This window comes from Rhizobacter sp. P5_C2, assembly GCF_054049715.1.
The window spans coordinates 15,640-40,133 of record NZ_JBFULV010000027.1 but is presented as its reverse complement, the minus strand read 5'-3'; the positions used below and the strand labels follow the sequence as shown (position 1 = coordinate 40,133).

23 protein-coding genes are annotated in these 24,494 nt (G+C 68.8%); 10 read left to right on the top strand and 13 right to left on the bottom strand.

Annotated elements, in window-relative coordinates:
• Positions 1-83 precede the first annotated feature (83 nt).
• The 4 genes from ACXJLU_RS12430 to galM all read right to left on the bottom strand — a co-directional run bounded on the left by ACXJLU_RS12430 (position 84) and on the right by galM (position 3,706).
• The gene (locus ACXJLU_RS12430; protein ID WP_457331277.1) at positions 84-1,412 is read right to left on the bottom strand and encodes a sensor histidine kinase; all 1,329 of its coding nucleotides are present in this window, start codon (positions 1,410-1,412) and stop codon (positions 84-86) included.
• Positions 1,409-2,110, bottom strand: a complete 702-nt coding sequence (locus ACXJLU_RS12425; RefSeq protein WP_457331275.1) for a response regulator transcription factor — start codon at positions 2,108-2,110, stop codon at positions 1,409-1,411. The genes ACXJLU_RS12430 and ACXJLU_RS12425 overlap by 4 nt, the downstream gene beginning before the upstream one ends.
• 10 nt (positions 2,111-2,120) lie before the next feature.
• The gene (locus tag ACXJLU_RS12420; RefSeq protein WP_073463622.1) at positions 2,121-2,588 is read right to left on the bottom strand and encodes a Spy/CpxP family protein refolding chaperone; all 468 of its coding nucleotides are present in this window, start codon (positions 2,586-2,588) and stop codon (positions 2,121-2,123) included.
• Between the two features lie 95 nt (positions 2,589-2,683).
• Entirely contained in the window at positions 2,684-3,706 is a 1,023-nt protein-coding gene (gene galM, locus ACXJLU_RS12415; RefSeq protein ID WP_457331273.1) for a galactose-1-epimerase, read from the bottom strand.
• Positions 3,707-3,795: 89 nt separating this feature from the next.
• On the opposite strand from galM, the gene ACXJLU_RS12410 reads away from it, so the two are divergent.
• From ACXJLU_RS12410 to ACXJLU_RS12390, 5 genes are all read left to right on the top strand, one after another.
• Positions 3,796-5,259: a potassium/proton antiporter gene (locus ACXJLU_RS12410; RefSeq protein ID WP_457331271.1), complete on the top strand. Its 1,464-nt coding sequence runs from the start codon at positions 3,796-3,798 to the stop codon at positions 5,257-5,259.
• Positions 5,256-7,700: a ligase-associated DNA damage response DEXH box helicase gene (locus ACXJLU_RS12405; RefSeq protein ID WP_457331269.1), complete on the top strand. Its 2,445-nt coding sequence runs from the start codon at positions 5,256-5,258 to the stop codon at positions 7,698-7,700. Before ACXJLU_RS12410 ends, ACXJLU_RS12405 begins: the two co-directional genes overlap by 4 nt.
• Before the next feature lie 24 nt (positions 7,701-7,724).
• Entirely contained in the window at positions 7,725-8,126 is a 402-nt protein-coding gene (locus tag ACXJLU_RS12400) for a YkvA family protein (protein ID WP_457331267.1), read from the top strand.
• The gene (locus ACXJLU_RS12395; RefSeq protein ID WP_457331265.1) at positions 8,123-8,623 is read left to right on the top strand and encodes a thermonuclease family protein; all 501 of its coding nucleotides are present in this window, start codon (positions 8,123-8,125) and stop codon (positions 8,621-8,623) included. Before ACXJLU_RS12400 ends, ACXJLU_RS12395 begins: the two co-directional genes overlap by 4 nt.
• An 81-nt stretch (positions 8,624-8,704) precedes the next feature.
• Positions 8,705-10,294 carry a hypothetical protein gene (locus ACXJLU_RS12390; protein WP_457331263.1) on the top strand — a complete coding sequence of 530 codons (1,590 nt, stop codon included), beginning with the start codon at positions 8,705-8,707 and terminating at the stop codon, positions 10,292-10,294.
• 2 nt (positions 10,295-10,296) lie between these two features.
• Here ACXJLU_RS12390 and ACXJLU_RS12385 read toward each other — a convergent pair whose 3' ends face one another.
• From ACXJLU_RS12385 to ACXJLU_RS12355, 7 genes are all read right to left on the bottom strand, one after another.
• Positions 10,297-13,146 carry a hypothetical protein gene (locus ACXJLU_RS12385; RefSeq protein ID WP_457331261.1) on the bottom strand — a complete coding sequence of 950 codons (2,850 nt, stop codon included), beginning with the start codon at positions 13,144-13,146 and terminating at the stop codon, positions 10,297-10,299.
• A 53-nt stretch (positions 13,147-13,199) separates the two neighbouring features.
• The gene (locus ACXJLU_RS12380; protein WP_457331259.1) at positions 13,200-13,577 is read right to left on the bottom strand and encodes a CesT family type III secretion system chaperone; all 378 of its coding nucleotides are present in this window, start codon (positions 13,575-13,577) and stop codon (positions 13,200-13,202) included.
• 21 nt (positions 13,578-13,598) lie between these two features.
• Positions 13,599-14,042, bottom strand: coding sequence for a type III secretion system chaperone family protein (locus tag ACXJLU_RS12375; protein ID WP_457331257.1), 444 nt, complete (start codon positions 14,040-14,042; stop codon positions 13,599-13,601).
• A gap of 138 nt (positions 14,043-14,180) precedes the next feature.
• Positions 14,181-15,095, bottom strand: a complete 915-nt coding sequence (rocF, locus tag ACXJLU_RS12370; RefSeq protein ID WP_457331255.1) for an arginase — start codon at positions 15,093-15,095, stop codon at positions 14,181-14,183.
• 1 nt (position 15,096) lies between these two features.
• Positions 15,097-16,008: an LOG family protein gene (locus tag ACXJLU_RS12365; protein WP_457331253.1), complete on the bottom strand. Its 912-nt coding sequence runs from the start codon at positions 16,006-16,008 to the stop codon at positions 15,097-15,099.
• 45 nt (positions 16,009-16,053) lie between these two features.
• Positions 16,054-16,866: an inositol monophosphatase family protein gene (locus ACXJLU_RS12360; protein WP_457331251.1), complete on the bottom strand. Its 813-nt coding sequence runs from the start codon at positions 16,864-16,866 to the stop codon at positions 16,054-16,056.
• Complete coding sequence (locus tag ACXJLU_RS12355; RefSeq protein WP_457331249.1) at positions 16,863-17,666, bottom strand: GntR family transcriptional regulator; 804 nt, start codon at positions 17,664-17,666, stop codon at positions 16,863-16,865. Before ACXJLU_RS12355 ends, ACXJLU_RS12360 begins: the two co-directional genes overlap by 4 nt.
• Positions 17,667-17,798: 132 nt before the next feature.
• On the opposite strand from ACXJLU_RS12355, the gene ACXJLU_RS12350 reads away from it, so the two are divergent.
• The 5 genes from ACXJLU_RS12350 (at position 17,799) to ACXJLU_RS12330 (ending at position 22,227) form a co-directional block, all read left to right on the top strand.
• Positions 17,799-18,080, top strand: coding sequence for a UxaA family hydrolase (locus tag ACXJLU_RS12350; RefSeq protein ID WP_457331247.1), 282 nt, complete (start codon positions 17,799-17,801; stop codon positions 18,078-18,080).
• 11 nt (positions 18,081-18,091) lie between these two features.
• Positions 18,092-19,267 carry a UxaA family hydrolase gene (locus ACXJLU_RS12345; RefSeq protein ID WP_457331245.1) on the top strand — a complete coding sequence of 392 codons (1,176 nt, stop codon included), beginning with the start codon at positions 18,092-18,094 and terminating at the stop codon, positions 19,265-19,267.
• A gap of 7 nt (positions 19,268-19,274) precedes the next feature.
• Positions 19,275-20,180 (top strand): hydroxyacid dehydrogenase, encoded by a 906-nt coding sequence (locus ACXJLU_RS12340; protein ID WP_457331243.1) that lies wholly within the window; start codon positions 19,275-19,277, stop codon positions 20,178-20,180.
• Complete coding sequence (locus ACXJLU_RS12335) at positions 20,177-21,175, top strand: Ldh family oxidoreductase (RefSeq protein ID WP_457331241.1); 999 nt, start codon at positions 20,177-20,179, stop codon at positions 21,173-21,175. Before ACXJLU_RS12340 ends, ACXJLU_RS12335 begins: the two co-directional genes overlap by 4 nt.
• 86 nt (positions 21,176-21,261) lie before the next feature.
• Positions 21,262-22,227 carry a Bug family tripartite tricarboxylate transporter substrate binding protein gene (locus ACXJLU_RS12330; RefSeq protein ID WP_457331239.1) on the top strand — a complete coding sequence of 322 codons (966 nt, stop codon included), beginning with the start codon at positions 21,262-21,264 and terminating at the stop codon, positions 22,225-22,227.
• Here the strand turns inward: ACXJLU_RS12330 and ACXJLU_RS12325 are convergent.
• Together ACXJLU_RS12325 and ACXJLU_RS12320 are read right to left on the bottom strand one after the other, a co-directional pair.
• Entirely contained in the window at positions 22,200-22,985 is a 786-nt protein-coding gene (locus ACXJLU_RS12325) for a HesA/MoeB/ThiF family protein (RefSeq protein WP_457331237.1), read from the bottom strand. The genes ACXJLU_RS12330 and ACXJLU_RS12325 overlap by 28 nt on opposite strands.
• A 67-nt stretch (positions 22,986-23,052) precedes the next feature.
• On the bottom strand, positions 23,053-24,492 hold the full coding sequence (locus ACXJLU_RS12320; protein WP_457331235.1) for a S41 family peptidase: 1,440 nt from the start codon (positions 24,490-24,492) through the stop codon (positions 23,053-23,055).
• Positions 24,493-24,494: the final 2 nt, after the last annotated feature.

Below are 24,494 nucleotides of genomic sequence, written 5' to 3'. Positions count from 1 at the left end.
ATGGGGTGGACTCTAGAAAGGAGGGGAGCCCTCCACATCTGCCGAAAGTCACTTCTTCACGTTCTGGCCTCGCTTGTGCCCTCTCAGGCCCCCACGTCCGAGGGGGTGGCGCCGAACCTGACCGAGACCTCGAGTCCCGGTTCGGCCGCGCGGATCTGCAGCGCGCTGCCGTGCGCCTGCGCGACCAGCCGGCACAGGTAAAGCCCGAGGCCGACACCGCCGGTGGTGCGCTGGCGCGAGCGGTCGAGCCGGTAGAAGGCCTCGCTGAGCTGCGCCAGCTGCTCCGGCGGCACGCCCGGGCCGTGGTCGCGCACCGTGAGCGTCACGCCGCCGTCATCGGCGAGCCGGGTGCTGACGACCGGCGGCCGTGCCGCGTCGGCCGCATGCCTCAGCGCGTTGTCGACCGCATTGCGCAGCAGCAGCCGCACCCGCACCCGGTCCAGCGCCAGCATCGGCAGCGCCGGCGCGAGCTGCTGCTCGACCGGCTGGCCGGCGAAATGCGCCGTCAGCGTGTCGGCGACCAGCGCGTTCAGGTCGGTCGGCTCGCGCTGCAGCGCGGCATGGCCGGACGCGAGGCGCTCGCTTTCCAGCAGGTCGCTGACCAGGTCGCGCATCTCGGCCAGGTCGCGCAGCAGCGCGCTGCGCTCGGGGCTGTCGTCGACCAGCTCGGCATTCACCCGCGCCCGCGTCAGCGGCGAGCGCAGCTCATGGCTGATGGCCAGCAGCAGGCCGCGCTTGGCGTCGAGCATCGCGCGGATCTCCTGCGCCATCGTGTTGACCTGGCGGGCCAGTTCGCCCAGCTCGTCGTCGCGCCGCACCGGAATCGCGTCGTCGAACTCGCCGCGGCCGAAGCGGATCGCGCCGGCGCGGATGTCGTCCAGCGGGCGCATCAGCCGCCGCACATGGCCGAACGCCAGCCAGGTGATCACCAGCAGCAGCGTCAGCGTGCCCCAGCCGACCCATTTCGGGTGGGCCGCCGGGCTGGGCGGCGCGAGGCCGAACACCAGCCGGTGGCCGTCGGCCAGCGTGCGGATGTGGATCATCCCCTCTTGGTCGCCGGGCGACGGGAGGCGCTGCCACGGCGCCGAGCGCTGCGGGTGCGAATTGGGGTGCGAGTCCCACTGCACCTGCGGCCCGTCGATGTGCAGCGAGATCGGCAGCCGCGCGACCAGCGCCTTCGCGCGCTCGATGTCGGGCGGTGTGCCGATGTCGGCGGCCAGCAGCGTGACGTAGTCGGCCAGCAACGGCCGGCCCCAGCCCTGCCAGCCCTGGCGCACGATCTCTTTCACGCCGACCAGGAAGATCACCGTGGTGCCGATCGCCAGCAGCAGGAACAGCCGCACCAGCTTCCACTTCAGCGAGTGCCTGACCCGCTGGCGGGCCTGGTGCCAGGGCCTGGACCAGGGATTCATTCAGCGGGGTTCCCGATGCGCCCCGCGGCGAAGCGGTAGCCCGCGTTGCGCAGCGTCTTGATGCAGTCCAGCGGTTCGAGCTTCTTGCGCAGCCGGCTGACGAGGATGTCGACGGCGCGGGTGACGAGGTCGTCGGCCGACTGGCCGCGCAGCTGTTCGAGGATTTCCTCGCGCGTGAACACCCGGCCGGGCATCTTGGCCAGCAGTGCGAGCAGCGCGAACTCGGTGCTGGTGAGTTCGAGCACCTGGCCGTCGCGGCGCGCCTCGTGGCGTTCGAGGTCGATCTGCAAGCCGTCGAAGTTCAGCACCGTCGCGACGCCGAGGCGCAGCGAGGCCGGCCGCGTGCGGCGCAGGATGGCTTGCATGCGCACCAGCAGCTCGCGCGGCTCGAAGGGCTTGGGCAGGTAGTCGTCGGCGCCGAGTTCGATGCCGACGACGCGGTCCATCACGTCGCCGCGCGCGGTCAGCATCAGGATCGGGATGTCGCTGAAGCGGCGGATCTCGCGGCAGACCTGGAAGCCGTCCATCTCGGGCAGCATCACGTCGAGGATCGCGAGGTCGTAGGCGTGGTCGCGCAGCAGCGGCAGCGCGGCGCTGGGCCTCGTCACTGCATCGAGATCGAGGTCATGGCGGTGGAAGTAGGTCCGCAGCGGCCCCGCCAGGTGCTCGTCGTCGTCGATCAGCAGGATGCGTTGCATGGACGGATTGTCAGCTCCACGGGCCGTGCCTTCGCTGGAGGAAATCTCGCACCTGCCGCTGCTGCTCCGGCCGCAAGCTGTCATAGAAATCCCCGACCGCCGCCACCAGCTTCGGGCTGCCGTCGCGCACGCTCGCGAGCTTGCCGTTGATCAGGTCCTGCGCATGCCAGCGGTCGAAGGTGCCGTCGCCCATCAGCGCCTGGAACTGTGCGCGCGGGTCGGCGCTGCCGCGCAAGGCCTGGCGCTGCTGCTGCAAGGTGTCGATCAGCACGCCGAGCCGCGCCTGCTGCACCGCGTCGAGGTCGAGGCGGCGGGTCGCATGGTCGATCGCCCGCGACTTGAAGCGCGCGACATCGGCCTCGCTCATCGATTCCCAGCGCCCGAAGCCGTGCGGGTGCTGCGACCAGGCCGCGAAGCCGCCGAACAGGGCCGAGGCGCCGAAGACGCCGATCAGGGTGCGTTTGAGCCAGGGTCGCATGAAGATTCCTCCTGCAGGTGTGAACATGGCCTGCATGGTCGGCGCTGCGGCACCCGGCGGCTTGTCGTGGCGGTATCGCTGTGTTTCGTTTCTTTTCAGCGCACCGCGAACACGTAGTGCAGCGCCTGCTCGAAGCGCTGCCCCGGCCGCAGCACGCAACCCGGCCACTCCGGGTGGTTCGGCGTGTCGGGCGAGTACTGCGGCTCGAGCGCGAAGCCGGCGTGCTGCGCATAGGTGGCGCCGGCCGTGCGCGTCGGCGTGCCGGGCAGGTAGTTGCCGCTGTAGAACTGCAGCGCCGGCAGCCGCGTGTGCAGCGCGAGCGTGACGCGGCCGTCGCCCGACAACACCTCGGCGGCCGGCGCCCGGCCGTCGGCGCAAGCGTCGTCGAGCCAGTACGAGTGGTCGTAGCCGCGCGTGAGCTGCTGCTGCTCGTCGCGCATCAGCGCTTCGCCGATCGGGCGCGGCGTGCGGAAGTCGAAGCCGGTGCCGGCCACGTCGCGCCGCTCGCCGGTCGGGATCGATTCGGCATCGATCGGCAGGAACTGCTGCGCCGCGATGCGCAGGCGGTGCGCGCGGATGTCGCCGGCGGGCGCGTCGCCATCGAGGTTGAAGTAGGCGTGGTTGGTGAGGTTGACCGGGCACGGCGCGCTGACGGTGGCGCTGAGCTCGACGTGCACGCTGAGGTCGTCGCCGAGCCGGTAGCGCACGGTGGTCTCCATGCGGCCCGGGTAGCCCTGGTCGCCGTCTTCGCTGACCAGCGACAGCACCAGCTCGGCCGGCGTGTGCGAGACCAGCGTCCACAGCCGCTTGTCGAAGCCGACCGGCCCGCCGTGCAGCTGGTTGTGGCCTTCGTTCGCGGCCACGCTCACCTCGCGCCCGTCGAGCGGGAAGCGCGCGCCGCCGATGCGGTTGGCATAGCGGCCGATGGTCGCGCCGAGGTAGCCGGTCTGCCGGCGGTAGTCGTCGAGGCGCGCACAGCCCAGCAGCACCTCGCGCGCTGCGCCGCCGGGCAGCGGCACGCGGCAGGACACCCAGGTGGCGCCATGGTCCATCACCTGGATGGAGAGGCCGGCGGCGTTGGTCAGCGTGAAGACGGCGGTATCGAGGTCGAGGCTCATGCGGATGTGGCGGATGTAGGCGAAGGACTGCAGCGAAATCAGCCCGCCAGTGTGCCTCGGGTTGAGGGTCCTCTGCTAAGGTCGCCCGGATGCACGCCTTCCACCTCCTGCTGCTGGCGAGCGGGCTGTTGATGTTCGTCAGCCTGCTCGCGGGGGTGTTCTCGGCGCGGCTCGGGCTGTCGTTCCTGCTGGTGTTCCTGGCCGCGGGCATGCTGATCGGCGTCGACGGCCCGGGCGGCCTGCGCTTCGACGACACGCAGATGACGGCCTGGGTCGGCAACGCCGCGCTCGCGGTGATCCTGCTCGAAGGCGGCATCAGCACGCCGATGGCCAGCGTGCGCGTGGGGCTCAAGCCGGCGCTGTGGCTCGCGACGCTGGGCGTGATGCTGACGGCGCTGGTGATCGGCGCGGTCGCGATGGCGGTGATGGGCGTCGACTGGCGCTACGGCTTCCTGCTCGGCGCGATCGTCGCGTCGACCGACGCGGCGGCGGTGTTCTCGCTGCTGCGCCATGCCGGCATCCAGCTGCCGGAGCGGGTGTCGGCGACGCTCGAGATGGAGTCCGGCCTGAACGACCCGATGGCGGTGTTCCTGACGCTCGCGATGACGGCCGTGATCCGCACGCATGCCGGGGCGGGCGAACTCGCGCTGCTGCTGGCACAGCAGGCCGGCTTCGGCCTCGCGATCGGGCTGGCCGGCGGCTGGGGCGTTGCATGGCTGCTGAACCGGCTGACGCTGACCGTCGAGCACAGCGGCCTGCTCGCGCTGATCGTGCTGTCGGGCGGGCTGGCGGTGTTCGCCGCGGCGGGGCTGGTCGAGGGCTCGGGCTTCCTCGCGGTGTACCTGTTCGGGCTGCAGGTGCGCGCGCGCGCCGAGGCGGCGGCGCATGGCGCGTCGTCGGCGCTCGACGGCTTTGCGTGGGCCGCGCAGGCCAGCCTGTTCATGCTGCTCGGGCTGCTGGTGTCGCCGCGGCAGATGCTCGGCATGGCGGTGCCGATCATCGCGGTGGTGGCGGCGCTGCTGTTCGTCGCGCGGCCGCTGGCGGTGTGGCTGTGCCTGGCGCCGCTGCGCTTCTCCGCGGCGCAGCGGCTGTTCATCGGCTGGGTGGGGCTGCGTGGCGCGGTGCCGATCGTGCTGGCGCTGTTCCCGCTGATGGCGCAGGTGCCCGACAGCTATCGCTTCTTCAACGTCGCGTTCGGCGTGGTGCTGGCATCGCTGCTGATGCAGGGCATCTCGCTGCGCTGGGTGGCGAACCGGCTCGGCGTGGTCGAGCCGCCGGCGCTGCCGCCCGACACCGAGCGCGCGGTGCAGGGCCGACTGACGCTCGATGCTCATCTGCCGCTGGCCGACGTGTTCGCGTTCTTCCAGCTGCCGGTGCCGCACAAYGCCGGGCCCTCGCTCGGTGACTGGCTGACCGACAGCCTCGCGCGCGGGCACACCGAGGGCGATGGCGTCGAATGGCACGGCGCGCACTTCGAGGTGAGCGAGATGGTGGACGGGCGGGTGTCACGGGTCGCGATGGCGCTGCGCTCGCGGGACCCGCAGGCGGAATGAGCGGGCGGGYCGGCCTCGGCGCGCGCTGGTTCGCGCAGCGCGGCTGGAAGCCGTTCCCGTTCCAGCGCGAGGTCTGGGCCGCGATGGCCGAAGGCCGCAGCGGCCTGCTGCATGCCACCACCGGGGCCGGCAAGACCTACGCGGTGTGGTTCGGCGCGCTCGCGAACGCCGCGCGCTGCGGCATCGACCCGCTGGCGCCGCAGGCCCCGCGGCTCGGCGTGCTGTGGATCACGCCGATGCGCGCGCTGGCCGCCGATTCGGCGCGCGCGTTGCAGGTGCCGCTGGCCGAACTGGGCAGTGGCTGGAGCCTCGGGCTGCGCACCGGCGACACCGCCTCGGCCGAGCGCGCGCGGCAGGACCGGCGCTTCCCGACCGTGCTTGTGACGACGCCCGAATCGCTGAGCCTGATGCTGACGCGCGAGGCCGCGCGCGATGAACTCGCCGGCGTGCACACCGTGATCGTCGACGAATGGCACGAGCTGATGGGCAACAAGCGCGGCGTGCAGGTGCAGCTGGCGCTGGCGCGGCTGAAGCGCTGGAACCCGGGACTCGTCACCTGGGGCCTGAGCGCGACGCTCGGCAACCTCGACGACGCGATGCGCGTGCTGCTGGGCGACACGCCGGGCACCGCCGTGCGGGGCGGGCTCGACAAGACGCTGGTGATCGACACGCTGCTGCCGCACGAACCGGGCCGCTTCTCGTGGGGCGGGCACTTGGGCAAGCAGATGCAGCAGCCGGTGGTCGACGAGATCGAGCGATCCGGCACCACGCTGGTGTTCGTCAACATGCGCTCGCAGGCCGAGGCCTGGTACCAGATGCTGATCGCGCAGCGCCCAGAGTGGGCCGGAACGGTCGCGCTGCACCACGGATCGCTCGACCCTGCGGTGCGCGAGTGGGTGGAGCTGGGGCTGAAGGAGGGCCGGCTGAAGGCGGTGGTCGCGACCTCGTCGCTCGACCTGGGGGTCGATTTTTTGCCGGTCGAGCGGGTGCTGCAGATCGGTTCGGCCAAGGGCATCGCGCGGCTGCTGCAGCGCGCCGGCCGCAGCGGCCATGCGCCGGGCCGGCCGAGCCGCATCACCCTCGTGCCGACCAACACGCTGGAGCTGGTGGAGGCGGTGGCCGCGCGCCGGGCCGCGCAGCAAGGCCGCATCGAGAAGCGCGCGACGCCCGACAAGCCGTTCGACGTGCTGGTGCAGCACCTGGTGACGGTGGCGCTCGGCGGCGGCTTCACGGCCGATGCGCTGTACGGCGAGGTGATCACCGCGCACGCCTACCGCACATTGGCGCGCGACGAGTTCGACTGGGCGCTGGCCTTCGTCGAGCGCGGCGGCACCAGCCTGGGCGCTTACCCGGAGTACCACCGCGTGCAACTGGTCGACGGCGTCTACCGCGTGCCCGACCGCGGCATCGCGCGGCGCCACAAGCTGCAGGTGGGCACGATCGTCGCCGACTCGGCGATGCAGGTGAAGTACCTGAGCGGCGGGCGCATCGGCACGGTGGAAGAGGGCTTCATCTCACGGCTGCGCGCGGGCGATTGCTTCGTCTTCGCCGGCCGCACGCTGGAGTACGTGCGCACGCAGGAGATGACCGCCTACGTGCGGCGCGCCGAGGGCCGCAAGGGCGTCGTGACGAGCTGGAACGGCAGCAAGATGCCGCTGTCGAGCGAGCTGGCCGACGCGGTGCTGGAGGTGCTGGCCGCGGCCGATGCCGGCGATTTCGATGCGCCCGAGCTGCAGGCCGCGCGACCGATGCTGCACGCGCAGCAGCGCATCTCGCGGCTGCCGACGCCGGGCACGCTGCTGGTCGAGCGCATCCAGTCGCGCGAGGGCCAGCACCTGTTCCTGTACCCGTTCGGCGGGCGCAACGTGCACATCGGCCTGGCGAGCCTGCTGGCCTGGCGGCTGGCGCGCGACGCGCCCAACACCTTCAGCATCTCGATCAACGACTACGGGCTGGAGCTGCTGAGCGCGTTGCCCATCGACCCGCAGCCGCTGCTGGCGGGCGCGCTGTTCGGCGACGAGCACCTGCAGGACGACGTGCTCGCGAGCCTGAACTCCAGCGAGCTGGCGCGCCGGCGCTTCCGCGAGATCGCGCGCGTGGCCGGGCTGGTCTTCACCGGCTACCCGGGGCAGCCCAAGAGCGCGCGCCAGCTGCAGGCGTCGAGCACGCTGTTCTACGAGGTGTTCCGCAAGTACGACGGCGGCAACCGGCTGCTCGGGCAGGCGGAGAACGAGGTGCTGAGCCAGGAGCTTGATATCCGGCGGCTCGCCGCCAGCTTGGAGCGCATGCGCGGGCAGCGCATCGCGTTCGTCGAGCTCGCGGTGCCCAGCCCGTTCGCGTTGCCGCTGATGGTGGAGCGCTTTCGCGAGAAACTCAGCACCGAGAAGCTCAACGACCGCCTGGCCCGCATGCTCAAGGACATGGAGCGCGCGGCCGGCTAGTGTCAACCGTCCCGAGGACCCCTGATGATGTTGCGCAAATCACGGCTGCTGCGCGCGGCCAACGCCGCCCGGCTGGCCACCTACCTGATCGCGCTGTGGAAGCTGTTCAAGCACCCGCAGGCGCCGCGCGGCGCCAAGTGGGTGGCGGTGGCCGTGCTCGCGTACGCGGCGAGCCCGATCGACCTGATCCCCGATTTCATCCCGGTGCTCGGGCAGCTGGACGACCTGCTGATCATTCCGCTGGGCGTGGCGCTGGTGCGACGCATGACGCCGGATCCGCTGTGGCAGCAGCTGCTGCTCGACGCCGAGAAGACGCGCGAGAAGCTGCCGCGGTGGTGGTGGGGCGCGCTGCTGGTGGTCCTGGTGTGGCTGCTGCTGTTCGGTGGCTTCGTCTGGTGGCTGGTGCGCGGGGTCTTCGGCGAATGAGGTGGCTGGGGGGTGTGGGGCTGGCCGCGCTGTTGGCGGCAGGGTCGGTGCACGCGGCCAGCGGCGTCGTGACCCACGTGACCGATGGCGACACGCTGTGGGTGCGGGTCGATGGCGCGTCGCCGCGGGCCAAGCCGAAGAAGCTGCGCTTGCGCGGCGTCGATGCCCCGGAGCATTGCCAGGCCTGGGGGCCGCAAGCCAGTGAGGCGCTGGCGCGGCGCGTGCTGCACCGGCGCGTGCAGTTCGAGACCGTCGCGCAGGACAGCTACCACCGCAGCGTGGCGCGCGTAGCGATCGACGGCGACGACGTGGCGGCGTGGATGGTGGCGCACGGGCATGCGTGGAGCGATCACTACAAGCGCCGCGATGGTGGTGCGTACGGCGCGCTCGAAGCGCAGGCAAAGGCCGCGCGGCGAGGCCTCTTCGCGCAGCCCGGCGCGATCGAACCGCGGGTGTTTCGTAGGATGCACGGTCGCTGCGAGGTGATTGCGCACTGACCGTTACATCGCTTGCCGGTGCAGAAGACGAATCGATGACAGCCGCGCCCTACCATCCGCGCGGGTTCAACAGGAGCGTCGATGAGCAGGACGATCAGGCGCTTCGCGCGAGGGGGTGTCGTGGCCGCGTACAGCGTGGCGGCGGCCTGTGTGCTGAGCGCTTGCGGCGGTGGAGGAGATGGCGGCGCAGGCCCGACCACGCCCGACCCGGGGCCGCCGACACCGACCGGGCTGACATTGAGCGGCAAGGTGATGCGCGGCTACCTGCAGGGCGCGGTGGTGTGCGTCGATGCGAACGACGACCTGCAGTGCAATGGCGACGAGCCCTCGGCCGTGACCGATGCACAGGGCGACTACACGCTGGTGCTGAGCGCGGCGCAAGCGGCGCTGCTGGCGAGTGCACGGCTGGTGGCGCAGGTGCCGGCCTCGGCGATCGATGCATCGACCGGCGCGCCGGTGGGCAGCGAGCAGGTGCTGCTGGCCCGGCCGTATGAGGCGGGGCGCACGGCGTACTTCTTCACGCCGGTGCGTACGCGCGTCGAGCAACTGGTGTGGGGCGGGGTTGTGCGCGAAGAGGCCGAGGCCGTCGTGCGGCGCGGGGCCGGCCTGGTGGACCTGGCGATCGATGACGACTACATCGCCGGTGTGGCCGGATTGCATGGCGACGAGGCCGCGTGGGTGCGCGAGCAGGCGGTGGCGTGGTTCGGCCAGCAGACGCGCGGGCTGATGGCGATGCTGCACCGGCCGTCGGACGCGTGGTTCAACGCGCAGGCGGGTGCCGGGGCATTCGAGCTGTCGGCGGATCCGGGCCGTGATGGCACGGTGTTCACCGCGACGGCCACGAACCTGGCGCCAAGCCCGGTGGCGGGCGAGATGCTGGCCTCGCGGCGCACCTGGAGCTTCGATCCGGCGGTCGATACCGCGTTTCACGGCTACGCGCCGATCAGCGAGCGATCGGATTTCCTCGACGAGACGGCAGGCTGGCTGGACGGCGATCCGCAGGGCACGCTGGCACAACGGCTCGACGCAGGGCGGGTGCTGCAACTGCGCAGCGGGATCGCGATCGCGGCCGAGTTCCGCGACGTCGAAGACCTCGCGGGCCGTGCGATCACGCGCGATGACGTGGGCGGCAGTGCTGACGTGGCGGTGACCGGCACCTACCCCGAGGGCGCGCAACGCTTTCGCCACCACGCCCGCGTGCAGTGGCGCGCGGGTGGCTATGCGCGGGTGCACGAGGAGGGCGAGCCGTTCGGGATGACGCTCGCGAGCCTCGACCAGTTCATCGCACTGCGCCAGGTGCAGCCCGACGGCAGCGGCTCATGGCGCGCGCTGCGCGGGATGGACGCGAGCGCGGTCGAGATGGGCTTTGACGGACAGGGCGGCGTGATCTTCCGCGACACCGCGACGCTGCAGCCGCTGGGCGGGGCTGCGATCGAGACCTTTACATTCGGCGGCGTGCCGGTGCTGCGCGTGCCGCTGAGCGATCAGGCAAGCGCGGCGGAGTTCGGGGCGTTCGGGGTCAGCCTGTATTTCGCGGTGTACCGCGGGGTGCATCAGCTGGACATGGTGGAGGCGGGGGGGATGGAGGTGGGTGCGGAGGGGCGGTGGGTCAACCGGGTGGCGACAAATGCGCTGACGCAGGCCCTGACAGTGCCCGTCATCGGAGATTGACGTCAGACGAAGATGCTCGCGGCTGCCAAGCCTTCGGCGTACTCATCCGATGTCTTGTCGGTGCCTTTGACGGTGCGCCTGTCGGCCTTCGGGCCGGCACCGATGTCGTAGGGTTCCTCCGAATCACTGCCGCTGGAAACGTCGCCCCTTGTCATTTCCGGCGGCTTCTTTCTCCGTCGTGCCAGCCTCGACGTCGCTTGAGGATCGAGGTCCGGCGACCTGGGCGGTTCCAACGTCGCTTGAGGATCGGGGTCCAGCGAGCCGGGCTTGCGAAATGGTGGGCCGGCCCACTTCTTCAACACCTTGCTGGAAAACAGCGGCTGCGGCTTCGTCATCTGCTCCCACATGTCGCGCATCACCGAGATTTCACACTCGTAGTCGAAGGGCGGTGGAACATCTTCCGGTGCGATGAACGGCGGGATGAGGGTGTCGAAATTGTCGGCTCGCCGCCGCATGGTGGACAGGCTGAACACCGGCATGAAGTCGTGTTCGCCCTGCATCTGAATGCCGCTGTTGGGTGGCGCGATCACGTCGGCTTCCTTGTCGGCCGCACGCCCCTCGTTCTTCAGCTTCACGGTCCTGTATGCATAGCCGGAGGTCGAGCCGCAGACGGGGCCGCAGCAGGAAAAGACTGCCGTGGCGAGATCGATCCAGTCGCTGGCCTCGCTCGGACTGTCGATGCCTGCCCCCAGTTGCACGCCCGATGAAACCGCGGTGCCAAGGGCCTTGATGGCGAAGAAGCTGCCGTTGCCACCAAAGATGTTGCTGAAGGTCGGTCCCCCTTTGGCCGAGATCTGTTTGCCATTGCCGGTCAGCACGCGAATCTCGGTTTCCGCTCCCCAGCGGACGAGACGTTCGTCGCACCCATAGGCGTAAGCGTCATAGTCATCGCCCGAGTACAAGTGCTGCGCATGCTGGAGTGCTCCGACGAGCACGTTCATGACCTCGGGCGCGAGAAGCTCGTCTTCGTCGAGTTCGCTCAGCCTTCCCCTCTTGCACGCCTTCACCGCACGATCGTTGGTCGAAATCTGTCGACAAAGGCGTTTGACGGACGCCTTGGTTTCATCACGCACCCGGATGCGCTGCAGTGTTTTCTTGACAAAGGCATCAATGGGTTCGTCTGCCTTGATGAGGGCATTGAACTCGCGCTGAAGTCCCAGGAACGTCAGCGGCACTTTCCTGTGGCCATCGAGGCTGAGAACGTCACTGATCACTGCGGACGACTTGATGTGACCAATGATGGCCAGCATGTGGACGGCGCTGTTGAAGTTCAGTCCCTTGACCAAGGTCGTCATGCGAGTCATGCGAGGGCCGATCACAAGCTTGTCCAGCGCCTTCGGGTCGATCCTGCCGGTCCTGGCGGACCGCAGGTCCCCCCGCCTGGTCTGGCCGATCAGCGCGAACAGGCTGGCGATCTTGGCGCAGTGGTCCTCGCCCGAGGCCGACCCCTGCGTGCATCGATAGAGCAACACCTGAGTGACGGTCAAGGCAGTTGAAACCAAGCCGGCAGTGATGATGCCAAAGTCATAGCCACTCGCGTGGCCATCGGCGATTTCGTGAGTAGCCTTGATGATCGAGGTCAGGCCGTTGCTCATGTTGAACATGCTGCGCCACCACTTGCCATTGCCGACACGGTGCTGGACATTGGCGCGAAGCAATCGGTCTGCGACCGCCAGTTCGTCGGACAGTCGTGCCTGGTGCCGGAAGACGAGCATCACCGGATCGGGGCGAGGTCCCTCGAATGTGTCTTCATCGCCGTCGGCCGAGCCTGTGTCATCCGAGTTGGTTTCGACTGGCGTCAACGCCTTGAGAAGATCCTCGATCAGGCCACGGTGTTCATCCAGTCGCTTCAATTCGAGTTTCTGGTGTCCCGCCGGGTCCGGATGCTTCCTCCTCTTCTCCTCGATGGCGCGTTCAACCCGCTCACGCCGCGTCTGCAGGCTCTGCAACAAGTTCTCGGCCGATTCGCATCCTGCATCCTTCCGGATGGTGCGGACGACCGCATTGACAAGCCTGAGGCTTTTCTTGACGTGGGGCAACGAAGGAGGAGGCGCCTCGTCGCCGAGCACGTTGGTGTAGCTGGTGGTCGGCTGGTCGGGCATGAATTCGGTTGCGAGGTGCAATGTCCTCTGGTAGACATCGCTTTGATGCGTACCGCTGCCCACCGTGCTTACACAGCATGTGACGAACGACTGAAGAACGGCGTAGCTGAGATTGAAGGCGATCTTGGTGCCATGCAATGCAACTGCATGCGCCGGTGACCCCATCGCCGCGACGTCGAGAATCAAGCCCAGGAGTGTCTTTGCGATGAGGAGTCCGCTGCTGAGGTCATTGACGAACACGGACGGATAGACGTAGGCATCGCCCATCTCCTTGCACCGGCGCTTCGTCTCGTCCGTCCAGCCCTGTTCGTTGGCAAGTCCGTATACGCGCGCGAGCAAGGTTCCGAGCGCGGTTGCACGATGCTCCATGTCGTCGATGCTGACGGTGCCGGCCTCGCGCTCCGTCAGCAGCCTCTGATAGCCGGCGTCGTACTCGTCTATCAGTTTCCGCAGTGCGTCGCCGGACTCGGACTTCGACTTGTATTTCTTTTGCCACGTCGAGCGTTCGGCCTTGATGGCTTTGTCCAGCGCATCAATCGTCTTTCGGAGGCCGTCCTTTGTTCCCAGAATGGACGGGACATCGACGTGGGTCGAGAAGTTTCCGCGAGGAAGAGACCTGTCGCGACGGGCCGATGCGGATTTCATGCCCTCATCGACAGGGGCCTCGCTTGCGTCGTCGAACGCGTCGACGACGATGTGCTCCGGTTGATGGTTGCGAAAGGTCTTGAAGCAATCGAACATGATGGACAAGGAGTACGAATTTCGGAATCAGGCACAAGAAGGGCGTGCGGTTCGGATCGGCCTCAGGCATCTGTCTCGGACAGGATCCGGCGCCATTGGCGAACGGACGCCGCGAGGTGAACCGCACTGCCGTAGATCTCGTCAGGGCTGGTCGCGTCGAGCCGGTACGTCGAGGCGCAGATCACGTCCGCGCTATTCGGGCAGAGGCTGAAGCCGCTGCGTTGCAATGTGCAAAGCTGGAAATTCAGCGTGAGCAATCGTTCATGCCAGAGCGCTTCACGACCGGGCGGAATGCGGCCCAGCCGACACTCGATGACCAGTTGATCGCCCGTTTCGATCCCGCAGACGCGTGTCAGCGTCAACGACTCCCCGTGCAGGGTGAGATTGATCGACACGGACGGCATGACGCCGTTCGAAGCGGTGAACAACGCGTCCGACATGCTGAAGTCGCGCCTCGCACATCAATGGCACGCCTGCGGAATCAATGCTCTCCAATGGTGAACCATCGGGACCATGCCTTCCATCGTTCGCAGTACGCCGGGCGCGGATGCGTCTTGCAAGGGCGACAACAGGCTGAAGATCAGCTCCCGCGTATCGGCATCGAACACGAACATTCCGGCAGCTTGCCGGGCAAGTCCGTGGTTCAGTTCCAGCGCGGCCAGCATCAGATCGGCCGGCGGTTCTTCCGCAATACTGCAGAAATGACACTGCAGCAAGAAGTTGCCGATGCTGTCGTCGGGATCGTCATGCAGAAGACGGAATCTGACGTCGCGCAGCTGCAGCGTTGTCTGCCAACTGCCCTCGAGCGCGTCGGCAACGGGTGGCGGCACCTGGCCCCGAAGTCGGTACAGAGATTCGGTCAGCTCGATGAAGCGTCTCCGCCATAAGCGACTCTCAGTCGTCATCTTGTCTCCTGCAATTGCTTTTGTGGCTGCAGGCAACATCCCTGCAGCATCGTGCAGGCTGAGTAACGCTTCGCGGCAGACAGTTCCCTCGCCGGGAAACGGATGACGCGTCTGGGCCTTGGAGCGGCCTGTTCGCCCCTACTTCCTCATCAACGTACTCTTCCCGAACAACGACTCGATCAGATCCACCGCCACCTCGGCCGTCCGGTTGCGCACATCCAGCGCCGGGTTCAGCTCCATCACGTCGAGCGACCCCAGCCGCCCGGTGTCGGCGATCATCTCCATGCACAGCTGCGCCTCGCGGTAGGTCGGCCCGCCGCGCACCGTGGTGCCGACACCCGGCGCAACGTCCGGGTCCAGGAAGTCCACGTCGAAGCTCACGTGCAAATGCGTGTTCGCGTCCAGCGTGGCCAGCGCCAGCTCCATCGCATGCCGCATGCCCATCTCGTCGATGTAGCGCATGTCGAACACTTCCAGGTCCATCTCGTGCACGAAGCGCTTCTCGCCTTCGTCGACGCTGCGGATGCCGATCTGGCGGATCCATTTCGGGTTGATCGCCGGCACGTGCCCGCCGATCTCGATCAGCTCTTTCGGGCCGTGGCCGCACAGGCAGGCCACCGGCATGCCGTGCAGGTTGCCGCTCGGCGTCAGGATGTTGGTGTTGAAATCGGCATGCGCATCGAGCCACAGGATGCGCAGCTTCTTGCCCGTCTCGCGGCAGTGCCGCGACACCGCGCTGATCGACCCCAGTCCCAGGCAGTGGTCGCCGCCCAGCAGGATGGGCAGGCGCCCCAGCGCCAGCTCGGCATGCACCGCGTTGTGCACCGCCTGGTTCCACGCCACCACCTCGTGCAGGTGGCGGTAGCCGTCGACCGGCGGCAGCCACGGGTTCGACGGGCCGGCCAGGTTGCCGCGGTCGGCCACCTCCAGCCCGTGGCCCTCGAGCACCGGCACGATGTTGGCCACGCGCAAGGCCTCCGGCCCCATGCTGGAGCCGCGGGTGCCGGCGCCGATGTCGGTCGGCGCGCCGATGATGCTGATCTGTTTGCTCATGTCACAGGTCCGTGGCGAAGTGGTTCTTGTCGTCGGGATCGACGTCCTTCAGTTCGAAGCCGTACTCGGCCTCCAGCAGCGCCCAAGCCTCTTCCGCCGTCTCGACGAAGCGGAACAGCTGCAGGTCGACCTCGCTGATCATGCCGGTCTGCACCAGCAGCTCGAAGTTGACCAGCTGCGTCCAGAACTCGCGCCCGAACAGCAGGATCGGCCGGCGCCGGCACTTGCCGGTCTGGATCAGCGTCAGCGCCTCGAACATCTCGTCGAGCGTGCCGAAGCCACCCGGGAAGCACACCAGCCCGATGCTGCGCATCAGGAAGTGCATCTTGCGCATGCCGAAGTAGTGGAACTGGAAGCACAGCTCCGGCGTGATGTAGGGGTTCGGCGCTTGCTCGTGCGGCAGCACGATGTTCAACCCGATGCTCTTGCCGCCGATCTCGTACGCGCCGCGGTTGCCCGCTTCCATGATGCCGGGGCCGCCGCCGGTCACGACGTAGATCGGCGTGCTCAGCGCCTTCGATTTCAGCGTGACGATCTCGGCGAAGCGGCGCGCCTCTTCGTAGAAGCGCGACATCGCCACGTGCCGCTCGGCGATGCGCAGCGCGGTGGCATCGCCGGCAGCCTGGGCATCGCCCAGCAGGCGCTGCGCGACCTCGGGCGACACGATGCGCGCACTGCCGAAGATCACGATCGTCGATTCGATCCCCTGCTCGGTCTGCACCAGCTCGGGCTTCAGCAGCTCCAGCTGCATGCGCACCGGGCGCAGCTCTTCGCGCAGCAGGAAGGTGGTGTCGGTGAACGCCAGGCGGTAGGCGCTCTCGGGGCCGTCATAGCGGTTCGGTGCGCTCGGTTTGTCGGCCTCCTGGCGGGCCGATGGGAAGTTGCGGGCGGTGAGGTCGGTTCGCTTGTCCATGGCGCGCAGCTTAACGCCGTCTCGGGGGTGAATTCAGCCCCGCAATCACCCCGTGTGCGACAGCAGCGCGTCGAAGGCCTCGCGCATCGCCGGCGTGCTGGCGGCGAGCGAGCGGCTCTCGAGCAGCGGCAGCCCGTCGCGCGCGACGATGCCGGCCCCCGCCTCCTGCAGCAGCACGATGCCGGCGGCGGCGTCCCAGGCGCCCATGTCGTGCTCCCAGAACGCGTCGATCCGGCCGGCGGCCAGGTAGGCCAGCTCCAGCGCCATCGAGCCCGAGCGCCGCACGCCGCCGAAGCTGCGCAGCACCCGGCCGAACTCGCCCAGGTAGCTCGCCATGCGCGGCGAGGTGGGCTTGGGGAACACCGTCGCGGCCAGCGCATCGATCGGCCGGGCCCGGTCGGCGCATTGCAGCGCCGCGCCGTTCAGCCGCGCGCCGCGCCCGCGAATGGCCGCGAAGAACTCGTTGCGGCAGGGGTCGAAGATGGTGCCCAGCACCGGCGTGCCGTCCACCACCAGCGCGATCGACACCGCGTACTGCGGGTAGCCGCGCAGGTAGTTGGCGGTGCCGTCCAGCGGGTCGACGACCCACAACGGCGGCTCGCCGCCACCGGCCACCACCGCCTCGTGCCGGCCGATCTCCTCGCCGAGGAAGGCGTGGCCCGGGTAGGCGCGGCGCACCACGTCGAGGATCTGCTGCTCGGCCTCGTGGTCGATCTCGCTGGCCAGGTCGCCCGGCTGCTTGCGCATCAGCGCCACCGCGTTCAGCCGCGAGCGCGAGGCCTGCAGGTGGGCACCGGCCGCGCGCGCCGCGCGTTCGGCCACCTTGTAGGCGGCGAGCAGGTCGAGGGTGTCTGTCATCGGGCGGCGTCCTTTCGGGACAACAGGCTCACGTAGTCGTGCTGCGCGGTGTTGATGATCGATTCGCGGTGCTCCACCGGCTTGTCGCCGAAGGTCAGCGCGACGCGGTGCACCTGCATCACTGGCAGCCCGGCCGCGATGCCGAGCAGCCGCGACACGTGGCGGTCGGCTGCGGCGGCGCGGGCGCGCTCGCGCGCATGCACGACGGTGATGCCGAACTCGCTCTGGTACAGCTGGTACAGCGTGCTCGGCCGCTCGCGCAGGCGCTTCTCGGTCAGGCCCTTGAACAGGCCGGCCGGCAGCGTCAGGCGGTCGAGCATCACCGCGCGGCCCTGCAGCGCGAGCCGGTTCTCGAACTGGAACGCGGCATCGCCGGCGCGCAGGTTCAGCATCTCGGCCTGTGCGTCGTCGAGCTTCACGCGGTCGAACGACAGCAGCTCGACCGACGGCGCTTCGCGCAGCCCGTCGGCGCGCTCGACGTGGAAGAACTGGAACAGGAAGCGGTCGGGCGAATGCGTCGCGACGAAGGTGCCGCGGCCCTGGCGCCGCACCAGGATGTGCTCGGCCGAGAGTTCGTCGACCGCCTTGCGCAGCGTGCCGATCGACACGCCGAACGCCAGCGCCAGCTCGGTCTCGCTCGGCAGCGTGCTGCCGGGCGCCCAGGTGCCGCCCTCGATCGCCTGCAGCAGCGCGCGCTTGACGACGCGGTACAGCGGCATGCCCGCCGCCTCCGGGGCAATGGCCGCGAAATGCAGGCTGGCGGGCCGGGGTGAGGACGCTGGCGCGGGCGCGGTCGGCATCCGGGTATTCTACGTCTGGGTGATCCAGGTCAATCAAGTCATCTGAATGACTCGTTTGACAGCCGACGGGCGCGGGCAGATATTGGCCGCCATCGTTGCAGGCAGCCGCCGTTGCGCGGCAGGAGTTTCCGGATGATTCATTTCGTATTGCATGACGCGCACGACAGTGTCGCGGTGGTGGTGGTCGAAGGCGTCAAGGCCGGCATGCCGCTGGCCGGCTGGATCATGGACGAGGACCGCATGACCGAGCTGGTCGCGCGGCAGGACATCCCGATGGGCCACAAGGTCGCGCTGCGCGACATGGCGATCGGCGACACGGTGCTGAAGTACGGCATCGACATGGGCAAGGTGGTCGCGCCGATCATGGCGGGCGAGCACGCTCATGTGCAGAACATTAAAACGAAGCGCTGGTAACGGGATCCACCATGGCAGTCATTTCAACTACTTCCACCTTCCTCGGCTACCGCCGCGAGAACGGCCGCGTCGGCGTTCGCAACCACGTGATCATCCTGCCGCTCGACGACCTGTCGAACGCCGCGGCCGAGGCCGTCGCCCACAACATCAAGGGCACGATGGCGATCCCGCACCCGTACGGCCGCTTGCAGTTCGGCGCCGACCTCGACCTGCACTTCCGCACGCTGATCGGCGCCGGCTGCAACCCGAACGTCGCCGCGGTCGTCGTGATCGGCATCGAGGACGGCTGGACCAAGAAGGTGGTCGACGGCATCGCCGCCACCGGCAAGCCGGTCACCGGCTTCGGCATCGAGGGCCACGGCGACCACGACACCATCCTGCGTGCTTCGCGCATCGCCCGCGAGTACGTGCAGTGGGCGAGCGAGAAGCAGCGCGAGGCCTGCCCGCTCAGCGAGCTGTGGGTCTCCACCAAGTGCGGCGAATCCGACACCACCTCCGGCTGCGGCGCGAACCCGACGGTGGGCAACGCCTTCGACAAGCTGCACCCACTGGGCAGCACGCTGTGCTTCGGCGAAACGTCCGAGATCACCGGCGGCGAGCAGATCGTCGCGGCGCGCTGCGCGAACGACACGGTGCGCGAGCGCTTCATGTTCATGTTCAACCGCTACCAAGACATGATCAACCGCCACAAGACCAGCGACCTCTCCGACAGCCAGCCGACCAAGGGCAACATCGCCGGCGGGCTGACGACGATCGAGGAGAAAGCGCTCGGCAACATCCAGAAGATCGGAAAGATCTGCACCGTCGATGGCGTGATCGACAAGGCCGAGATCCCGACGCACCCCGGGCTGTGGTTCATGGATTCGTCGTCGGCTGCGGCCGAGATGGTGACGCTGTGCGCGGCCTCCGGCTTCGCGCTGCACTTCTTCCCGACCGGCCAGGGCAACGTGATCGGCAATCCGATCGTGCCGGTGATCAAGATCTGCGCGAACCCGCGCACCGTGCGGCTGATGGGCGAGCACATTGACGTCGACACCTCGGGGCTGCTGCAGCGCGAGATCACGCTCGACCAGGCCGGCGACCAACTGCTCGAATCGATGCTGCGCACCGCCAACGGCCGCCTCACATCGGCCGAGGCGCTGGGCCACCGCGAGTTCGTGCTGACCCGGCTTTTCGAGAGTGCATGATCCGGCGATGAAGATCCTCATCACCGAATTCATGGATGCGCCGGCGGTGGCGCGGCTGGCCGCGAAGCACGAGGTGGTGCACGACGCGACGCTGGTCGACCACCCGGCGCGGATGATCGCGCTGGCCTCCAGCGTCGACGCGATCATCGTGCGCAACCGAACGCAGGTCAGGGGCGAACTGCTGGCGGCGCTGACACGCTGCAGGGTGGTCGGGCGGCTGGGCGTCGGGCTCGACAACCTCGATCTGGCCGGCTGCGAGGCGCGCGGCATCCGCGTGATTCCGGCAACGGGTGCCAATGCGCAGAGCGTGGCCGAGTACGTGATCGCGACCGCGATGCTGTTGCTGCGCGGGGCTTACGGTTCCACCGCCGAGGTCGCCGCCGGCACCTGGCCGCGCGCCGCGCTGACGAACGGCCGCGAGATCGGCGGCAAGACGCTGGGGCTGATCGGCTATGGGTCGATCGGGCAGCTCACGGGGCGGCTCGCGAGCCTGATGGGCATGCAGGTCGTCGCGCACGATGCGGCGATGCCGGCCGGTTCCGACGTGCCGTCGCTCACGCTCGAGGCCTTGCTGGCGCAGTCCGATGTCGTCAGCCTGCACGTGCCGCTGCTCGACAGCACGCGCCACCTGATCAACGCGCAGCGGCTGGCCGCGATGAAACCCGGTGCGGTGCTGATCAACACCGCGCGCGGTGGCGTCGTCGACGAGGCGGCGCTGGCCGATGCGCTGACCGCCGGGCGCCTGGCCGGTGCGGCGCTCGATGTCTTCGAGGCCGAGCCGCTGCCCGCCGGCAGCCCGCTCGCCGGCTGCCCGAACCTGCTGCTGACACCGCACATCGCCGGCGTCACGGCCGAGGCGAACGAGCGCGTCTCGTCGCTGATCGCCGAGAAGGTGCTGGAGGCCCTCGCATGACGGTGATGACGATGGAGGAGGCCCGCGCGAAGGTGGCGGCCGCGCTGCAACGCGCCGGCGCCGGGGCCGCGATGGCCGAATCGACCGCTCGCGCGCTGGTGCTGGCCGAGGCGCAGGGCCTGGCCTCGCACGGGCTGAGCCGCGTCGCGCAGTACAGCGGCCACCTGCGCTGCGACCGCGTGAACGGTGCCGCGCAGCCGCAGGTCGTCAAGCGCAAGGGCGCGGCGCTGGTCGTCGATGCGCAGGAGGGGCTCGCGTTCCCGGCTTGCGACCTGGCGATCGCCGAGGCCATCCGCAGCGCCGGCGAGTTCGGCATCTGCATCGTCGGCATCGTCAACAGCCACCACTGCGGCGTCGTCGTCGACCACCTGCGCGCGGTCACCGCGGCCGGCATGGCGGGGCTCGGTTTCTCGAACTCGCCGTCGGCGATGCCGGCCGCCGGCGGGCGGCATCCGATCTTCGGCACCAACCCGGTCGCCGCGGCCTTCCCGCGGCGCGGCGCCGACCCGCTGCTGATCGACCTGAGCCTCAGCGAGGTCGCGCGCGGCAGGCTGATGGTGGCCGCCAAGGAGGGCCGCAGCATCCCGCTCGGCTGGGCGCTCGATGCGAACGGCGAGCCCACCACCGACCCGAAGGCCGGCATGGAGGGCTCGATGCTCGCGATCGGCGCGGCCAGCAGCCCGAAGGGCGCGATGCTGGCGCTGGTGGTCGAGCTGCTGGTCACCGCGCTGATCGGCGCGAACTTCGGCTTCGAGGCATCGAGCTTCTTCGTCGACGAAGGCAACCGCCCGCACCTGGGGCAGACCTTCATCGTGATCGACCCCGGCGCGCTGGCCGGGCGCGAGATGTTCCTGGACCGGCTGGAGGTGCTGGTGCACGAGATGCTGCGCGACGACGGCGTGCGGCTGCCGGGCGCGCGTCGCGAGCAGCTGCGGCGCAGCGCGGAGCGTGATGGATTGAACGTGTCGGAGGCGCTAGCGCAACAGCTGTCCTGAGGCTACGACTTTCCGCGCATAACGATAGGTTTGCAGGTGTCCCGCATCGCGGGCAGCATGCCAGCCATCTGACGAAGGAGACGAGCGTGAAACGACGAGCAGTACTGATCGGTGCCGCGGGCCTGTGGCCTGCCGTGGGCTTTTCACAGGCGGGCGACTATCCGAAGCCCGGCGCGACGATCCGCTACGTGGTCCCGTTCCCGCCCGGCGGCCTGACCGATGTGATGGCCCGCCTGGTCGGCCAGCAGCTGGGCGAGCGCTGGAAGGTCAGCGTCGTGATCGACAACAAGCCCGGCAGCGGCGGGCAGATCGGTGCCGACGTGGCGGCCAAGTCGCCCGGCGACGGCAACACGCTGCTCGCGATCACGCTGACGCATGCGGCCAACGTCACGCTGTTCCCGAAGGCGGCCTACAGCTTCACGAAGGACCTGCGCCCGGTCGCGTTGCTGGCCGGCTCGCCGATCCTGATCGTGGTGCCGGCCGCGAGCCCGATCCAGACGCTGAAGGAACTGACCGCCGCCGCGAAGGCGCGCAACCTGAACGCCGGCTCCAGCGGCAACGGCACGCCGCCGCACCTGACGCTCGCGCTGTTCAACGAACTGGCCAAGACCAACATCCAGCACGTGCCTTACAAGGGCGGTTCGCCGGCGATGACCGACCTGATCGGCGGCCAGCTCGACGTGGTGTTCTCGAATTTCCCCGAGAGCATCGCGCACGTGAAATCGGGCAAGCTGCGCGCGATCGCCATCGCGAGCGCCGCCCGCCACCCGTTGGTGCCCGACGTGCCGACGACCGCCGAGGCCGGCCTGCCGGAGCTGCTGACCGAGAACTGGACCGGCCTGATGGCGCCGGCCTCGATGCCCGACGCCGCGGTCAAGAAGCTCGCCGCCGAGGTCGTGCGCATCATGCAGACGCCCGAGCTGGAGGAGCGGGCGCGCACGCAGGGCTTTCGGGTCGATGCGCGCGGGCCGGAGGCTTTCGCCGCCTTCCTGCACGACGAAGTGGCGCGCTGGGCAAAAGTGATTCAGTCGGCCAACATCAAGCCCGACTGATCAGGCGTGCCGCGCTGCCCGCACACCGGGCAGCCGGCCTGGCGGGCGAGGCGTATCTCGGTCCATTCCATCGTGCGGGCATCCAGCATCTGCAGCCGCCCGGCCAATGAACTGCCGATGCCGGCCAGCAGCTTCAGCGCCTCGGCGGCCTGCATGCTGCCGATGATGCCGACCAGCGGGGCGAGCACGCCCATCGTCGAGCAGGCGACCTCTTCGAACGCGGCATCGGGCGGGAACAGGCAGGCGTAGCAGGGCGCGGTGTCGCTGCGGGTGTCGTAGACCGAGATCTGGCCGTCGAAGCCAATCGCCGCGCCGGACACCAGCGGCTTGGCGTGCGCGACGCAGGCGGCGTTGACGGCATGGCGGGTCGCGAAGTTGTCGCTGCAGTCGATCACCACATCGGCCGCGGCCACCAGCGTGTCGAGCCGCTGCGCATCGGCACGCTCGGTCAGTGCGTGGACCCGCACATCGGGGTTGATCGCCGCGATCGAGCGCGCGGCCGAGGCGGCCTTTGGCTGGCCGACGCGCGACAGGTCGTGCGCGATCTGGCGCTGCAGGTTGGTCAGGTCGACAGTGTCGTGGTCGATGATCGTCAGCGTGCCGACGCCCGAGGTCGCGAGGTACAGCGCCACCGGTGAGCCCAGGCCACCGGCGCCGATCACCAATGCGTGCGAATCGAGCAGCCGCTGCTGGCCGGCGATGTCCAGCTCGTCGAGCAGGATGTGGCGGGAGTAGCGCAGCAGCTGGTCGTCGTTCATCGGGGCAGGATACTCAACAATGAAAAACGCCCGCGCGGGGCGGGCGTTCGGTGCGAAGCGAAGTGCCTCAGTTCGTCGCCGGCGCCTCGGCACGCCGTTCGACCACCGTCTTCGAGACGATGACCGGCTTGCCCTTCAGGCGGTTGATCGCCTGCGCCAGCGGGAAGTCTTCGTCGCTGCCGAACTCGGGCAGCGGCTTCAGCGGGTTCTTCTTCGCGGCTTCTTCCTCGAACTTCTTGCGCGCTTCCTCGCGCGCCTTTTCGCGGGCTTCGTCTTTCTGCTCGGCGCCCTGGCCGCTGGCGATGTGCTTTTCCAGGTCGGCTTCGCGCACGCGCAGCGCCGAGAACAGGTTGCCGTCGGCGGTTTCGTCGATCATCACGTCGGGCACGATGCCCTTGGCCTGGATCGAGCGGCCGCTCGGCGTGTAGTAGCGCGCGGTCGTGATCTTCAGCGCCGTCTCGGGCGACAGCTGGCGCACGGTCTGCACCGAGCCTTTGCCAAACGTCTGGGTGCCCATGATGGTGGCGCGCTGGTGGTCTTGCAGCGCACCGGCGACGATCTCGCTCGCCGAGGCCGAGCCTTCGTTCACCAGCACGACCAGCGGCACCTTCTTCAGCGCGTCCGGCAGCTTGCGCAGCGGGTCACCGCCGCCACGGCGCAGGTAGTCGCTCGGCGAGGCCTTGAAGGATTGCTTCGATTCGGCGATCTGGCCGTTGGTGGTCACGACCACCGCATCGGCCGGCAGGAAGGCCGCCGACACCGCCACCGACGCCTCGAGCAGGCCGCCCGGGTCGTTGCGCAGGTCGAGCACCAGGCCCTTCAGGTTGGGTTCCTGCTTGTAGATCTCTTCGAGCTTGCGCGCGAAATCATCGACCGTGCGGTCCTGGAACTGGCTGACGCGCAGCCAGGCGTAGCCGGGCTCGACGATCTTCGAGCGCACGCTCTGCACGCGGATCTCTTCGCGCGTGATCGTGACGGGGAAGGTGCGGTTCTCGGTCTTGCGGAAGATGGTCAGCAGCACCTTGGTGCTCGGCTCGCCGCGCATGCGCTTGACGGCCTGGTCCATCGTCAGGCCCTTGACCACGGTGTCGTCGATCTTGGTGATCAGGTCGCCGCTCTTCAGGCCGGCACGGAAGGCCGGGGAGCCTTCGATCGGCGAGACGATCTTGACGAGACCGTCTTCCATGCCGATCTCGATGCCGACGCCGACGAAGCGGCCGGTCGTGCCTTCACGGAATTCCTTGAAGGTCTTCTTGTCGAAATACTGGGAGTGCGGGTCGAGGCCGGCCACCATGCCGCCGATGGCGTCGGTGATCAGCTTCTTCTCGTCGACCGGCTCGACGTAATCGCTCTTGACCATCCCGAAGACGGCGGCGAGCTGCTGGAGTTCTTCCAGCGGGAGTTGCGCAGCGGTGTTGCGGGCTGTGGCCTGCAACTGCATGGTAGTGAGCGCGCCAGCGACGGCCCCCAGCGTGATCCAGCCTGCGACCTTGAGTTTGGCACCCATCA